This is a genomic window from Caballeronia insecticola (genome assembly GCF_000402035.1).
GTDB lineage: Bacteria > Pseudomonadota > Gammaproteobacteria > Burkholderiales > Burkholderiaceae > Caballeronia > Caballeronia insecticola.
In genome coordinates this window covers 310,825-325,888 of the sequence record NC_021287.1, presented here as the reverse complement: position 1 = coordinate 325,888, position 15,064 = coordinate 310,825, and the positions used below count along the sequence as shown (strand labels likewise).

Below are 15,064 nucleotides of genomic sequence, written 5' to 3'. Positions count from 1 at the left end.
CAAAAAGAAACGGAAGAAGCAAGCTCCTTCCGTTTCGTTCGTTCGATGCTCGAACCGGTTAGTCGATTGCCTTGTCATTCGGGCTCTTGTAGAGAGCCTTGATGTCTTCACTTTCCGGGAAGTTGAGGTTGAGGCCCTTCGGCGGGATCGGGCTTTCGAACCACTTCTTGTAGATCTTGTCGGCGTCGCCCGAGGTTTCGACCTTGGCGATCGCGTCGTCGACGACCTTCTTGAACTCGGGATCGTTCTTGCGGATCATGCAGCCGTACGCTTCATGCGACTGCGGCGCGCCGACGATCACGAAATCGCCCGGGTTGTTCGACTTGGCGCGCTCGCCGGCGAGCAGCGCATCGTCCATCATGAACGCGACCGCGCGGCCGGTCGACAGCGTCAGGAACGACTCGCCGTGATCCTTCGCGCTGATGATGTTCATGCCCATGTTCTTGTCCTGATTCATCTTGCGAAGCAGGCGCTCGGACGTGGTGCCGGCGGTCGTCACCACCGTCTTGCCCTTCAGGTCGGCCCAGTCCTTCACGCCCGAATCCTTCTTGGTCATGAGACGCGTGCCGATCACGAAGATCGTGTTCGAGAAGGAGACTTGCTGCTGGCGCTCGGCGTTGTTCGTGGTCGAGCCGCACTCGATATCCACCGTGCCGTTCTGCACGAGCGGAATGCGGTTCTGCGACGTGATCGGCGTGAGCTTGACCTTCAGATCCTGCATGCCCAGCTTCTGCTTGACGGCCTCGACAACCTTCAGCGCGAACTCGTGCGAGTAACCGACGACGTTCTGCTTGTCGTCATAGTAGGAAAACGGAATGGACGATTCGCGATGCCCCAGCGAGATTACGCCCGTGTCCTTGATCTTCTTCAGCGTGCCGGCGTCTTGCGCATATGCGCCGGTTGCGAGAAACCCGAGCGCGGCGACGAGCAGCGCAGCCTTTTTAACCTTCATGTGTTCGATCTCCTGTGGCGAAAAACCGGGGCAAGTTTAGCAGGGTAATTATTCTGAAAGAATGATTGTTAACCCAAGCCGTCTTATTTGTGAGACGCGCGACTGCAGTACGGTTGCAACTGGTTGCGACCGCGCATATTACTGGCGTTTTCGCGCGGATGCTTGACCGAATTTAACTAGCCGGTTGACTTGTCGCTTTCATGCAAATACGGGCGGCACTTCCGAGGAAATGCCGCCCGCATCATTCAAAGGACACGAACGCTGTCCGCATCCCGCGGACCATTACGGCGAACGCGCCGTCGCACCGGATCAGGGATAGAGACCGCGCATCTCGCGCGCCTGCAGAATCCGCGAACACGCGACGATAAACGCCGCCGTGCGCACCGAAACCTGCTGCTCGCTCGCAACCTGCCAGACACCGGCGAACGCTTCGCGCATTACGCGCTCGAGCCGCTGGTTGATCTCGTCTTCCGTCCAGAAGAAGCTGGAGAAGTCCTGCACCCATTCGAAGTACGAGACGGTCACGCCGCCCGCGTTCGCGATCACGTCCGGAATGACGAGGATGCCCTTGTCGTTCAGGATGTCGTCGGCGGCGGTCGTGGTCGGGCCGTTTGCGCCTTCCACGACGATCTTCGTGCGGATCTTCGGCGCGTTCTTCTCCGTGATCTGGTTTTCGAGCGCGGCCGGAATCAGGATGTCGCTTTCGATCATCCAGAACTCGTCGGCCTGCACCGGATCCGCGCCCGCGAAACCGCCGACGCCGCCGGTCTTCGCCACGTGATCGAGCAGCGCGACCGCATCGACGCCCTTCGAGTTGTGGATCGTGCCCGTGTGATCCTGCACGGCGATCACGCGCGCGCCCGCTTCCTGGAACAGCTTGGCCGCGATGCCGCCCACGTTCCCGAAGCCCTGCACGGCGATGCGCGCGCCTTCGATCTCCATGCCGATGCGCCGCGCCGCTTCCGTCGCGACGACGAACACGCCGCGGCCCGTCGCTTCCTTGCGGCCGAGCGAGCCGCCGAGCGAGATCGGCTTGCCGGTCACCACGCCGGTCGCCGTCTGGCCCTGGTTCATGGAGTAGGTGTCCATCATCCACGCCATGATCTGCTCGTTGGTGTTCACGTCCGGCGCGGGAATGTCGGTGTTCGGCCCGATGATGATGCCGATTTCACTCGTATACCGGCGCGTCAGGCGCTCGAGTTCGCCGCGCGAGAGCGTGCGCGGATCGACGCGGATGCCGCCTTTCGCGCCGCCGTACGGCACGTTCACCGCCGCGTTCTTCACCGACATCCACGCGGACAACGCCATCACTTCGGAGAGCGTCACTTCCTGGTGGTAACGCACGCCGCCCTTGCCGGGACCGCGCGACGTGTTGTGCTGCACGCGATAGCCTTCGAAGTGCGCCACAGTGCCGTTATCCAGCTCGATCGGGCAGTCGACGACGAGAATGCGCTTCGGGCGCTTGAGCGTTTCGAGCCAGCGGGAGAGAGAACCGAGATACGGCGCGACGCGATCGACCTGCTTCAGATAGTTGCCCCAGGGGCCGAGATCGTCGGCGTTGAGGTACGACGGGATGGCATGTTTTGCGTCCGGCGTTTGCGCAGGTTGCTTCGAGGCAGACATTGATGCTCCAGCGGTGTAGGAATGCGCCCATTGTCGAAAAACGGCGTTTCCAAATCCAATGCCGTTTCCTTATCCCGTCATGCATTTCTTGCATAACGTCGCCGAGCCTCACGCAGCGGGGCTTTCCGTCGATGCCTGCAACAATTCTTTGCCGACCGCATCCCACAGCGCGCGCATCAGCGCCTGGCGCGGCTCTTCACCTTGCGACGCCAGCTTGTCGCGATAGAGGCGGATTTCCATGGTCAGCGTGAAGCGGCCGGCCGGCGTGCCGCGCGTTCCCCGGTCGAGACGGATGAGCCGCCCCTCCTCCACCGCATCCTCGACCGCGCTGTGCGGCAGGAACGCGACGCCGTGCCCCGCGAGCGCCATCGCTTTCAGCCCTTCGGCCATGTCGGTTTCATAGACCTTGTCGAGATAGAGCCGCGCGGGCGACGTCGCGATGATGACTTCCGTCATGCGTCCGAGATACGCGTTCGGCGTGTACGACAGATACGGCACCGGCGACTCGGCGCTCGCCGGCAGCGTGTAGCGCGCGCGTCCGCCCTTCGTGGCGGCGGAGAACGGGCTGATCGGCTCGACGCCGAGCGTGAGCATGTCGTAGCGCGCGGGATCGAGCGCGACGGGATGGCTCGGATGGTGATAGCCCATCACGAGATCGCAGCCGCCTTCCACGAGCGAGAGCACCGCGTCGTGCACGTTGAGCGCGCGCAAACGCGTGCGGATGCGCCCGAGCCGCGCCTCGATATGTTCGAGCCAGCGCGGAAAGTACGTGAGCGAAAGCGTGTGCGGCACCGCGAACTCGATGGTCGCCGCCGGCACGCCGCTCTGTCCGCGCAATAGCGTGCGCGCCTCGTGGAACTGCGAGAGCATCGCGAGCGCCTGCTCGTAGAACACGTTGCCGGCTTGCGTGAGGCGCGTCGGATACACGGAGCGGTCGATGAGTTCCGTGCCGAGCCACGCCTCGAGCGCCTGAATGCGCCGCGAAAACGCGGGCTGCGTGATGTGCCTCAGTTCAGCGGAGCGACTGAAGCTGCGCGTCTCCGCGAGCGAGACGAAATCTTCCAGCCATTTCAGTTCCATGCGATTGAGCGCCCCGCGCGGGGCTCGGGCAGCGAAGCTCGCATTCTAGCGGGCGCGTGACCCGCGCGAAGGCGCGCCGCACCAATCGCAGGCATTCGCGGGCATTCGCACGGTGCCGCGCACGCGCGCGGTGCCCTTGCATGGCGGCGCATGCTCGCGCGGCCATGCGCCGAATGCCGCGCCCACGCTCGCGCTGCGCCGCATCGCGCGAAAACATGTACGCGATTGGCATGATGCTTGCAAATTTGCGGGCCGTTGCGCGCTGATCCTCGCGCGCACTCATACGGAACCTGCACGGAACCCCGCAATGTCCAACCTGATCGCATCGCTCAAGAGCGGCAACTGGCGCTCGCTGCTCGCCTGCTTCCTGTATTTCGATACGGGCTTCACCGTCTGGGTGCTGTATGGACCGCTCGCGCCGTTCATCGGCCGCGACGTCACGATGTCCGCCGCGCAGCAAGGCTTTCTCGTCGCGGTGCCGGTGCTGGCCGCGGCCATCCTGCGCGTGACGCTCGGCAATCTCTATCAGTCGACGGACGGCCGCCGCGTCGCGCTGATGGGCGTCGTGCTCTCGTCGATTCCGTCGATCGTGCTGCCGCTTCTGCCGGGCGCGCCGTCGTATGCGCTGCTGCTCGTGCTCGGCGTGTTCCTCGGCATGGGCGGCGCGAGTTTCGCCGTCGCGCTGCCGATGGCCGGCAGCAACTATCCGCCCAAGGTGCAAGGGCTCGTGCTGGGTCTCGCCGCCGCGGGCAACATCGGCGCGGTGCTCGACGGCTTTCTGTTCCCGCATCTGGCGGACGCCTTCGGCTGGCAGATGTCGACCGCGGCCGCCCTGCCGCTGCTCGCGATCACGGCGCTCGCGCTGTACGCGTGGGCGTCGGATGCGGGCGAGAAAACCGGCAGCACGATGCGCGCGCTGGCGAGCTTCGCGGTGACACTCGCGAGCCTGATCGTGCTGGTGCTCGCGGTGAACGCCGGCGCGTTCGGCGCAGGCAAGACCGGCGTGCTGATCCTGCCGGTGATCGGCGCGCTCATCGCGGTTGCCGTGCTGCCGAGCCGCTATCGCTCGGTACTGGGCGAGCGCGATACGTGGGTGATCATGCTGATCTACAGCATCACGTTCGGCGGGTTCGTCGGCATGTCGTCGTATGTGACGCTGCTGCTCACGTCGCTCTATCAGATGCCCAAGCTCGAAGCGGGACTCTTTATGTCGCTGCTCGCGTTTCTCGGTGCGATCGTGCGTCCGTTCGGCGGCTATGTCGCCGATCGCGTGACGGGCGTGCGTGCGCTGCTGGTGCTACTAGCGGCGATCGCCGTGGGCGACTTCGCCTTCGCGATCTGGATGCCGCCGGTGGCGGGCGGTATCGCGATCCTGATCTGCCTGTACGTCGCCTTCGGTCTCGGCAACGGTTCGACGTTCCAGCTCGTGCCGCATCGCTGGAAAGGCAAGACGGGTTTGCTGTCGGGGATCGTGGGCGCGGCGGGCGGCATCGGCGGGTTCTATCTGCCGGTGATCATGGGCATCGCGAAGGAAAGCACGGGCAGCTATCAGATGGGTTTCGCGACCTTCGGCGTGCTCGCGACCTGCGCGTTCGGCGCGTTATTCCTGCTGCGCGGTCAGTGGCTGCGCTGGTCGACGACGACAGCGCCCGGGCGCGATGGCGTCGCGTTCGGCGGCGCGCACGCGCTGGAGTGAGACGTCCGTTTAGGCCCGGCGGTCGCCGTCGATCGCCGGCCAGCGCACGAATGCAAAAACATACAGCGCAATGAGCGTCAGCGGTGGCGTCAAAAACGCGAGCACCCACCAGCCTGAGCGTCCCGTGCGACGAACAATCCGCACAAACGGATAGATCGACACGACCGAAACTACAGCGAAGAAAAGCCAGTCCCCGAAACTCATTTGATCCACGTTTATTTATTTCGATGTACTAAATAAAGCGCGAGAGTCTATCAGGTTCGATCCGATTTTTCGTGCAGTCGCGCATGGTCGGGCATCGTGTGCCCGGCCACGTCACACCCCCGCCGTATCTCGCTGATCCAGCGCCGCTTCTCCGGCCCGCTGCTGCTGCAACATCCACATCTGCGCGAACAGTCCGCCCGCGCTCAACAGTTCCGCAAACGTGCCGCGCTCCACGATCCGCCCGTGATCCATCACGATGATCTGCTGCGCGTGCACGACCGTCGAGAGCCGGTGCGCGATGATGAGCGTCGTCCGTTCGCGCGCGATCGAATCGAGTTCGCGCTGGATCGCACGTTCGGATTTCGAATCGAGCGCGGATGTGGCTTCGTCGAAAATGAGAATGGGCGGATTCTTGAGCAGCGTGCGCGCGATCGCCACGCGCTGCTTTTCGCCGCCGGAGAGCTTCAGCCCGCGCTCGCCGACCGGCGTCTCGTAGCCCTCCGGCAGCGCCTCGATGAAGTCGTGAATATGCGCCGCACGCGCCGCCGCGATCACTTCGTCGCGGCTCGCGGACGGGCGTCCATACGCAATGTTGTAGTAGATCGAATCGTTGAAGAGCACGGTATCTTGCGGCACGATGCCGATCGCCGCGCGCAGCGAATCCTGCGTGACGTCGCGAATGTCCTGCCCGTCGATGCGGATGCTGCCGCCTTGTGCACCTTGCGCACCTTGTGCGCCTTGAGTGCGCTCGACGTCGTAGAAACGGAACAGCAGACGCCCGAGCGTCGACTTGCCCGAACCGCTGTGGCCGACCACCGCGGTCGTCGTGCCGGCGGGAATCGTGAAATCGACGCCGTGCAAAATCGGCCGGGCCTTTTCATACGCGAAGTTCACGTTCTCGAAGCGGACTTCCGCGCCGCGCACCGAAAGCGGCGGCGCATTCGGCGCATCGGGCACTTCGCGGCCCGCGCCGAGCAGTGTGAACATGCGGTCCATGTCGGTGAGCGCCTGCTTGAGTTCGCGATACACCACGCCCAGGAAATTGAGCGGAATGTAGAGCTGCAGCATGAACGTGTTGATGAGCACGAGATCGCCGAGCGTGAGACGTCCGGCCATCACGCCCTGCGTCGCGCGCCAGAGAATGAACACGAGCCCGATGCCGATGATCGTCTGCTGCCCGAAGTTGAGCATCGACAGCGAGCGCTGCGACTTGATCGCGGCCGCGCGATACCGTTGCAGGTTTTCGTCGTAACGTCGCGTTTCCCATTCCTCGTTGCCGAAGTACTTGACGGTCTCGTAGTTGAGCAGCGAGTCGATCGCGCGCGAGTTCGCCTTCGAATCGAGATCGTTCATCGTGCGGCGAAAATGCGTGCGCCACTCGGTCACTTTCACCGTGAAGACGATGTACGAGACCAGCGCGATGAGCGTAACGATCGCGTAGTACGCCTCGTATTTCGTTACGAAGAACGCGAGCACGAGGCCGACTTCGACGAGCGTCGGCAGGATGCTGTAGAGCGAATACGAAACGAGCTGCTGTATGCCTTTCGTGCCACGCTCGATGTCGCGCGACATGCCGCCCGTCTGCCGTTCGAGATGAAAGCGCAGCGACAGCGCATGCAGATGGCGGAACACCTGCAACGCGAGTTGCCGCACGGCGCTTTCCGTGACCTTTGCGAACAGCAGCTCGCGCAGTTCCGTGAAGAGCGACGTCGACAGCCGCGCGGCCGCGTAAGCCACTACCAGCAGCCCGATGCCGCCGATCAGCACCATGCCCGGCGAGTCGTGCGCGCGTCCGAACGCGGCGAAATGCTGCACGGACGCCAGACTGTCGACGATGCGCTTCATCACGATCGGCACGCCGAGGTTCGCGACCTTCGCGCCGATCAGGCACGTCAGCGCGAACGCGACGCGCCATTTGTACGTGGTGAGGTAAGGCAGCAACGAGCGGATCGTCTGCCAGTCGTTGCGCGGGCCCTGGTGCACGGGCCCGGGCTCTCGGTTGGGGAAGCGGCGCATGGGTTCGTATCGTTCGGGCGCGGCGAGCGGAGGATCTGGAGCGTGATCGGGCGCGGCGCCGGCCTTGGCAAGGGGACGTGGTTATCGTCGATGCGGGAGCACGTCTGGCGCATGCTTTCCCGTACAATTTGCTGCGGCCCCGGTGTCGTCGAGGTCAATGCCTCGCGCCGAAGGGGCCATCCTTAAATAAGCATTGTCGCAGAAGGTTCAAGGGGCCGCTTGCGCCCGCGAAGCTTCGGGCGGTGCTGCAAACCGGAAACACCTGCCATGACCGAGAACATCAACCTTCCACAGAAGCCGGTCGCGCTGCGCGTCGTGCCGCAGCCCGCCGATGCCAACGTCCACGGCGACGTCTTCGGCGGATGGATCATGGCGCAGGTGGACATCGCCGGCTCCATTCCGGCGAGCCGCCGCGCGAACGGCCGCGTCGCGACCGTCGCGGTGAACTCGTTTTTGTTCAAGCATCCGGTGTTCGTCGGCGATCTGCTGAGCTTCTATACCGATATCGTGAAGACGGGGAATACGTCCGTCACGGTGTCGGTCGAGGTCTACGCGCAGCGCATGAGCCTCGCCGAGGAAGTCGTCAAGGTGACGGAGGCAACGCTCACCTACGTCGCCACCGACCGCGACCGCCGTCCGCGCGTGCTGCCGGCGCTCGACTGAACGCCGCTCAGTGCGGCAGCACGCCCTGCTGCAAGAGGCCCGGAATGGCTTCATGCGGCATCGGGCGCGAGAACAGATAACCCTGCATTTCGTCGCAGTCGCGTGCGCGCAGAAATTCGTGCTGCGCGTGCGTTTCGACGCCCTCCGCAATCACCTGCAATTCCAGCGAATGCGCGAGCGCGATGATCGCCGACGTGATGGTTTCGTCGTCGCTCGACGCGCCGATATCGGCAACGAACGAGCGGTCGATCTTCAGCCGATGCACCGGAAAGCGCTTCAGATACGAGAGGCTCGAATAGCCGGTGCCGAAGTCGTCGATCGCAATGCCGATGCCGAGCGCCGATAGCTCCGAGAGCATCGTGATTGCCTCCTCGGCGTTGCGCATGATCGCGCTTTCGGTGAGTTCGAGTTCGAGATAACGCGGCGCGAGCCCGGTTTCCTCCAGCACGGACGTGACGAGCCGCGCAATATCACGCTGCTGGAAATGCCGCGCCGACAGGTTCACCGACACACGCGCGGGCGGCAGTCCCGCATCCTGCCACGCCTTGTTCTGGCGGCACGCCTCGCGCAATACCCATTCCGACAACGGTCCGATCAAACCGCTCTCCTCAGCGACCGGAATGAACGACGCCGGCGGCACCAGTCCCTGTTCCGGATCGTGCCAGCGCACGAGCGCCTCGATGCCGACGATCGCGCGCGTCGTCATATCGACCTGCGGCTGATAGTGCAGCAGGAACTCGCCGTCGCGCAGCGCACGCCGCAAGCGCCGCTCGAGATTCATGCGTGCGCCCACGCTCGCGTTCATCTCCGGCTGATAAAACTGATACGTGTTGCGGCCCATGTCCTTCGCGCGATACATCGCGAGATCGGCCTTTTTCATGACGCTTTCGGCGTCGTCGCCGTCTTGCGGGTAGAGACTCGCGCCCATGCTGCAGCCGACATACAACTCGGTATCGTCGATCCAGACCGGTTCGGAAATCGCCGCGCGGGTGCGCTCCATCCATGCGATGAGACCGGCTTCGTCAGTGAGATCGGGCAGCACCACGACGAACTCGTCGCCGCCGTGACGCGCCACCGTATCGCTCGATCGCGCCGAACGCGCCAGCCGCTCCGCGATCACCGCGAGCAGCCGGTCGCCGACGCTGTGCCCGAGGCTGTCGTTGACGTTCTTGAAGCCGTCGAGATCCATGAACACGACGGCAATCTTCGTCTCGCGCCGCCGCGCCGTTTCGATTGCGTGCTGAAGGCGGTCGCGCAGCAGATTGCGGTTCGGCAGGCGCGTGAGCGTGTCGTAATTCGCCTGATATTCGAGCTCTTCCTGATAGCGCATCAGATCGGTCACGTCGTTGATGATGCCGATGTGATGCGTCGTCAGTCCCTGCGCATTCGGCACCGGCGCAACGAACAACTGATTCCAGAAGAGCGCGCCGTCCTTGCGATAGTTGCGCACCACGACGCTCGCCTCGGTGTTCACCGCGAGCGCCCGGCGGATCGCGGTGAGGCCGTCCTGATCGCCGTCGGGACCGTGCAGAAAACGGCAGTCCTGCCCGATGACCTCGCTCGGGTCGTAACCGGTAATGCGCTTGAACGCCGGATTCGCATATTCGATGACATTCGCGCCGTCGACCACGCCCGTGATCAGAATGGCGTTGACGCTCGCGTCGAGCGCGCGGCTCTGCAGGCGCAGCGCAAGCTCGGCGCGCTTGCGGTCGGTGACGTCGTGATACGAACCCAGCACGCCGATCGTCTGCCCTTCGCCGTCGAGCAGCGGCAGCTTGCTCGTGACGACGGTGCGCAACTCGTCGCCCATCACGATGTCGCGCTCGTAATGCATCTTCGGCACGGTCGTGACGATGACCTCTTCGTCGTCCGTGCGCACGACATCCGCGAGCGCGCTCCACGGCAGCTCGTAATCCGTCTTGCCGATCACCTGCTCGTTGTACGCGAGACCCGCATCGCGCGCGAACGCGTTGTTGCAGCCGAGATAGCGCAGTTCGCGATCCTTCCAGAACACGCGCTGCGGAATGTTGTCGATGACGGCTTCGAGCATCTCGTTCGAGCGGCGTGCCTCGGCTTCCGCGTTGATGCGGTCCGTCACGTCGTTGGCCAGCATGAAGATGCCCGGCCGGTTCGAATACACGAGCGCGTGATGCGAGACATCGGCGCCGACGATCGAGCCGTCCTTGCAGCGATAGCGCCACACGCCCGCCGAGCCTTGCGCCGGCGCGGACCGCTCGCCCGCTTCGCCGCCGCTGCGTGCGAGCCGCGCGGCGAAGCTGTCGAAATCATCGGCGTGGTGCAGGTCGCGCAGCGTCATGTTCATGAACTCCGGCTCGTTGAAACCGAAGTGTTCGATGGCCGCCGGATTCACGGCGATGAAGCGCATGGTTTCGCGATCGACGATCCACATCGGCACCGGATGCGCCTCGAACATGCCGCGAAAGCGTTCGTTGCTGCGCTGTCGCGCCCGCGCGATGCCGAGCTTCTCGCGCGACTGGCGCTCGTGGCTCGCGAACAGCCAGATGAGCACGGCGCTGCCGACGATCATCGTGACGACGAGCAGCAGCATCGCGCCGCCCGACGCCTGCGCGGAACGGTCGAGTGCGGCGACCGTCGCGTCGTCGACGCGCGAGCGAACCGCGGCAAGCTCCTCGTCGACGGCTTGCTGGTCTTCGCCGAGCGTGACGAACGCGGCGTCCGCCCACGCGCGCGAGTCGTCTGCGCGCGCGTCGCGGGCGCGTTCGAACGCGTGGTTGGCGTTGCTGCGCATCACGGCGGCGCGCGCGGTGAGTGCTTCGAAGGCGCCTCTCGTGCCGGGTTCCAGCGCGATCTGCGCGCGCAAGCCGCTTTCGAGCGCATCGAGATGCGCCTCGCGCTCCTGATGCCGCGCGTCGCTTTCCGCGATGCCGGTCGCCTCGAAGCGGCTCAGTTGCGTGAGCGTCTCGCCAAGCGTGCCGCGATACGCCGCGAGATCGCGCAGGAGACTCATCGAGCGCAGCGTACTTGCGTCGCTTTCGCGCAATGCACCGATGCGTTCGCACGCGACGAACGCGTTGGCGCCGAGCGCGGCCAACACCACGGCGATGTTGACGAGCAAGCCTCTGGAAAACAATCGAGTCATGAGCGGCGGGCGTATCCCTTGGGTGCGCGTCGAATGCGCATGCGCGACGTGAAACGCATTCACGTCGCGATTGATGGATAACGCCCAATAACGGCAATGCTGACCCCGGGTTTAGGGTCGGCCGTCAAATAAACTGATTAAAGCGATTGCTTAACGTTTGCGCGCCCTGCTCGTCCGCTCCGACGTCACTCGGCGAGACCGAACTCGCGCATCGCGGGCAGAAAGTCGTGATTCACCTTGTCCGTGTTGCGCGAGAGTTTCGCGAGCGCATAACGCTGGAAGCGATCGAGCTTTCCCCAGAGAGAAAGACTCGGCGCGCTCAGGCCGCACAGGCTGCTCTGCCGGATCACGGTTTCGGGCACAGCATCCGCATGCGCCCACACGGGATCGGGATCGCGCTCGATCTTTTCGGGCGCGACGTTGGCGTGCGTCTTCATCATCTCTTCGAGCGCGAGGTCGAAGTTCTTCTCGAGTTCGGCTTCGTCTTCGACCGGAAAGCGCGCGAGCAACACGCGGTCGTCATACGGAAGCTGCTGCCATTGATCGAGCGTGATGCGCATGCCGAAACGATCGAGATTGAAGCGCACGGCGAGCGGGATGAAGCGCAGATTGTCAGAGGATTCGACTTCGAATCCGAAGAGACGCGCGGCGTCATAGAGTCCCATAACGAAAGCCTCTGGATTGAGGGGGGTGCGCGGCGCGCATCGCCACCTTAAGTTATTGTAGGGCCTTGGATCTGGCTGGAACCATTGCAAACAAGCCGCTGTCGCGCGTGGATATTCGCCGACAGCCACGACAGGCAGCAAGTCGCATACCCGACTTTACTCGAAGAAGTCGGCCAGGAGCAGCAAAGTGAATCAACTCGAAACCGACGATCAACCCGGCTTCGTCGAACGCAAGGTGCGCAGGCATCGTCTGGGCGAGAGCGCGCTCGTCGCGGACAACGTGGGTCAGGAGTGGCCCGTCGCGCTCGTCTACAACGGCATCTCGCACGCGGTGATGATGTGCACGCCGCGCGATCTCGAAGCCTTCGCGGTGGGCTTCTCGCTGACCGAGGGCATCGTCGAGCGCGGTAGCGATATCCACGACATCGAAGTCTATTTTCACGACGACGGCCACGCGTTGCCGCATGCCGAAGTGCATTTGCAGGTCGTACAGCAGGCGTTCCTGTCGCTGAAGGACAAGCGCCGCGCGCTCGCCGGACGCACCGGCTGCGGCGTGTGCGGTATCGAAAGTATCGAGTTGCTCGACCTCGAGGCAGAGCGCGTGCCGGACACCGGCTTTCTCGCGCGCCTCGCGCCCGATGCGATCGAACGCGCCGCGCGCGAATTGCCCGCGCATCAGCAACTGACCCGGCTGACGGGCGGCCTGCACGCTGCCGCCTGGTGCGACGAAAGCGGCGCGGTGCGTTACGCGTTCGAAGATGTCGGGCGGCATAACGCGCTCGACAAGCTCATCGGCCATCTGGTCCTGCGACGCGCAGACACGACGCAAGGCTTCGTGTTCCTGTCGAGCCGCGCGAGCTATGAACTCGTGCGCAAGTCGGCGCGCGTCGGCGTGCCGATGGTCGCGACCATTTCCGCGCCGACGTCGCTTGCCATCGCAATCGCGAAGCAGGCGGGCTTGCGGCTCGTCAGCTTCGCGCGCGAGAACAGCTTCGTCGAATACGATGCGGACTGACGCGCGTCATTCGAACCGGGCGAAGTCCGGCTTGCGCTTCTCGAAGAACGCCTGAAACGCCTCGCGCGCTTCGGGCGCGGTCAGCATCCGCGCGAAGTGCGCCGCTTCGTCTTCCATGCGCGCCGCCACTTCGTTCGTCTGCGCGCCTTTCATGAGCGACTTGGTCACGCGCAACGACGACGCCGGCAACAACGCCAGCCGCTTCGCCCGTTCGAACGCGTAGGCGTCGAGTTCGCCCGCCCCGATCGCGCCGTTCACGAAACCCATGCCGATCGCTTCGTTCACGTCGAACGCTTCGCCCAGGAGCAGCTTCTCCGCCGCGCGCTGATAGCCCGCCGTGCGCGGCAGCAAAAGACTCGACGCCGCTTCGGGACACAGGCCGAGCTGCACGAACGGCAGCGAGAATTTCGCGCTCGGGCTCGCGTAGACGATGTCGCAATGCAGGAGCATCGTCGTGCCGATACCCACCGCCGCGCCCGCGACCGCCGCCACGATCGGCTTCGGATGCGCGCTGATGCGGCGCAGGAACTGGAACACGGGCGCGTCGAGTCCCTTGGGCGGATCGTTGAGGAAGTCGTCGAGGTCGTTGCCCGCGCTGAACACGTTGCCGGTCGCGCGAATCAGCACCGCGCGCACGGTCGGGTCCATCTCGGCTTCGTAAAGACCGTCGGCCATTTCCTGATACATCGCCGCCGTCAGCGCATTCTTCTTCTCCGGACGATTGAGCACGATGCTCAGCACGCCGTCCGCGCGTTCGATCTGAATCTCCATCCGCCGTCTCCTTCATGTCGGTCCGCGAGCGACAACACTCGCGGACCATTCGCCATCAAAGGCGTTCGATGATGCCCGCCGCGCCCATGCCGGTACCGACGCACATCGTCACCATGCCGTACTTCAGGTTGCGCCGGCGCAGGCCGTGCACGACCGTCGATGCGCGGATCGCGCCCGTCGCGCCCAGCGGATGGCCGAGCGCGATGGCGCCGCCGAGCGGATTGACCTTCGCCGGGTCGAGCCCGAGATCGCCGAGAACCGCGAGCGCCTGTGCGGCGAACGCTTCGTTCAACTCGATCCAGTCGATGTCGTCCTGCTTGAGACCGGCGGCCTTGAGCGCGGCCGGAATCGCTTCCTTCGGCCCGATGCCCATGATTTCCGGCGGCACGCCGCGCACCGCGAAACTCACAAAACGCGCGAGCGGCGTCAGGTTGAACTGCTTCAGCACCTTCTCCGACACGACGATCAACGCGCCCGCGCCGTCCGACGTCTGCGAGCTGTTGCCGGCCGTGACCGAACCTTTGTTGGCGAACACGGGGCGCAGTTTCGCGAGCCCTTCAAGCGTCGTGTCGCGCGGGCCTTCGTCAAGGGCGATTTCGCGCGCGTTCACGCGCACTTCGCCGCTCGCGAGATCGGGGAAGCGCTCGTTGAGCGTATAGGCGGCGATTTCATCGGCGAATTCGCCCGCCTGCTGCGCGGCCAGCGCGCGACGATGCGACTCCACCGCGAACGCATCCTGCGCCTCGCGGCTCACCTTCCAGCGTTCCGCGACGCGCTCCGCCGTCAGACCCATGCCGTATGCAATGCCGACATCTTCGTTGCGATCGAAGATATGCGGCGACAGCGACGGCTTGTTGCCCATCATCGGCACCATGCTCATCGACTCGCAGCCGCCGGCGATCATCGCGTCCGCTTCGCCCACGCGAATGCGGTCCGCCGCCATCGCGAGCGCGGTCAGGCCCGACGCGCAGAAGCGGTTGACCGTCACGCCGCCGACTGTGTTCGGCAAGCCGGCCAGCAGCGCGCCCATGCGCGCGACGTTCAGCCCTTGCTCGGCCTCGGGAATCGCGCAGCCGACGATCGCGTCTTCGATCACGCTCGTATCGAGCCCCGGCACCTGCGCCACCGCCGAGCGGATCGCGTGCACCAGCAGTTCGTCCGGGCGCGTGTTCCTGAACACGCCGCGCGGGGCCTTGCCGATCGGCGTGCGGCTCGCGGCGACGATATATGCGTCTTGAAGTTGTTTGCTCATGTCTTG

12 protein-coding genes are annotated in these 15,064 nt (G+C 64.5%); 3 read left to right on the top strand and 9 right to left on the bottom strand.

All coding sequences use genetic code 11. The annotated features are described in order from the left end of the window. Positions 1-58 precede the first annotated feature (58 nt). From BRPE64_RS01530 to BRPE64_RS01520, 3 genes are all read right to left on the bottom strand, one after another. Entirely contained in the window at positions 59-952 is an 894-nt protein-coding gene (locus tag BRPE64_RS01530) for a glutamate/aspartate ABC transporter substrate-binding protein (protein WP_016344241.1), read from the bottom strand. Between the two features lie 309 nt (positions 953-1,261). Continuing rightward, complete coding sequence (locus tag BRPE64_RS01525; RefSeq protein WP_016344239.1) at positions 1,262-2,575, bottom strand: Glu/Leu/Phe/Val family dehydrogenase; 1,314 nt, start codon at positions 2,573-2,575, stop codon at positions 1,262-1,264. 108 nt (positions 2,576-2,683) lie between these two features. Next, positions 2,684-3,655 (bottom strand): LysR family transcriptional regulator, encoded by a 972-nt coding sequence (locus tag BRPE64_RS01520; RefSeq protein ID WP_016344238.1) that lies wholly within the window; start codon positions 3,653-3,655, stop codon positions 2,684-2,686. A gap of 307 nt (positions 3,656-3,962) precedes the next feature. Here BRPE64_RS01520 and BRPE64_RS01515 point away from each other — a divergent pair, with 307 nt between their 5' ends. Then, positions 3,963-5,351, top strand: a complete 1,389-nt coding sequence (locus tag BRPE64_RS01515; RefSeq protein WP_044041877.1) for an MFS transporter — start codon at positions 3,963-3,965, stop codon at positions 5,349-5,351. A 9-nt stretch (positions 5,352-5,360) separates the two neighbouring features. Here BRPE64_RS01515 and BRPE64_RS01510 read toward each other — a convergent pair whose 3' ends face one another. Further along, positions 5,361-5,555: a DUF805 domain-containing protein gene (locus tag BRPE64_RS01510; protein WP_044041096.1), complete on the bottom strand. Its 195-nt coding sequence runs from the start codon at positions 5,553-5,555 to the stop codon at positions 5,361-5,363. Between the two features lie 111 nt (positions 5,556-5,666). Then, the gene (locus tag BRPE64_RS01505; RefSeq protein WP_044041095.1) at positions 5,667-7,571 is read right to left on the bottom strand and encodes an ABCB family ABC transporter ATP-binding protein/permease; all 1,905 of its coding nucleotides are present in this window, start codon (positions 7,569-7,571) and stop codon (positions 5,667-5,669) included. A 267-nt stretch (positions 7,572-7,838) separates the two neighbouring features. Here BRPE64_RS01505 and BRPE64_RS01500 point away from each other — a divergent pair, with 267 nt between their 5' ends. Continuing rightward, positions 7,839-8,234, top strand: coding sequence for an acyl-CoA thioesterase (locus BRPE64_RS01500; protein WP_016344233.1), 396 nt, complete (start codon positions 7,839-7,841; stop codon positions 8,232-8,234). Between the two features lie 7 nt (positions 8,235-8,241). Here the strand turns inward: BRPE64_RS01500 and BRPE64_RS01495 are convergent, their stop codons facing one another. Next, positions 8,242-11,355 carry a sensor domain-containing protein gene (locus BRPE64_RS01495; protein ID WP_044041876.1) on the bottom strand — a complete coding sequence of 1,038 codons (3,114 nt, stop codon included), beginning with the start codon at positions 11,353-11,355 and terminating at the stop codon, positions 8,242-8,244. Between the two features lie 185 nt (positions 11,356-11,540). Next, positions 11,541-12,020 (bottom strand): nitrate reductase associated protein, encoded by a 480-nt coding sequence (locus BRPE64_RS01490; RefSeq protein ID WP_016344231.1) that lies wholly within the window; start codon positions 12,018-12,020, stop codon positions 11,541-11,543. A 187-nt stretch (positions 12,021-12,207) separates the two neighbouring features. Between BRPE64_RS01490 and fdhD the strand changes: the two genes are divergently transcribed. Beyond that, positions 12,208-13,035 (top strand): formate dehydrogenase accessory sulfurtransferase FdhD, encoded by an 828-nt coding sequence (gene fdhD / locus BRPE64_RS01485; RefSeq protein ID WP_016344230.1) that lies wholly within the window; start codon positions 12,208-12,210, stop codon positions 13,033-13,035. A gap of 6 nt (positions 13,036-13,041) precedes the next feature. Here fdhD and BRPE64_RS01480 read toward each other — a convergent pair whose 3' ends face one another. After that, positions 13,042-13,806, bottom strand: coding sequence for an enoyl-CoA hydratase (locus tag BRPE64_RS01480; protein WP_016344229.1), 765 nt, complete (start codon positions 13,804-13,806; stop codon positions 13,042-13,044). A gap of 55 nt (positions 13,807-13,861) precedes the next feature. After that, positions 13,862-15,058 (bottom strand): acetyl-CoA C-acyltransferase, encoded by a 1,197-nt coding sequence (locus BRPE64_RS01475; protein WP_016344228.1) that lies wholly within the window; start codon positions 15,056-15,058, stop codon positions 13,862-13,864. Positions 15,059-15,064 lie beyond the last annotated feature (6 nt).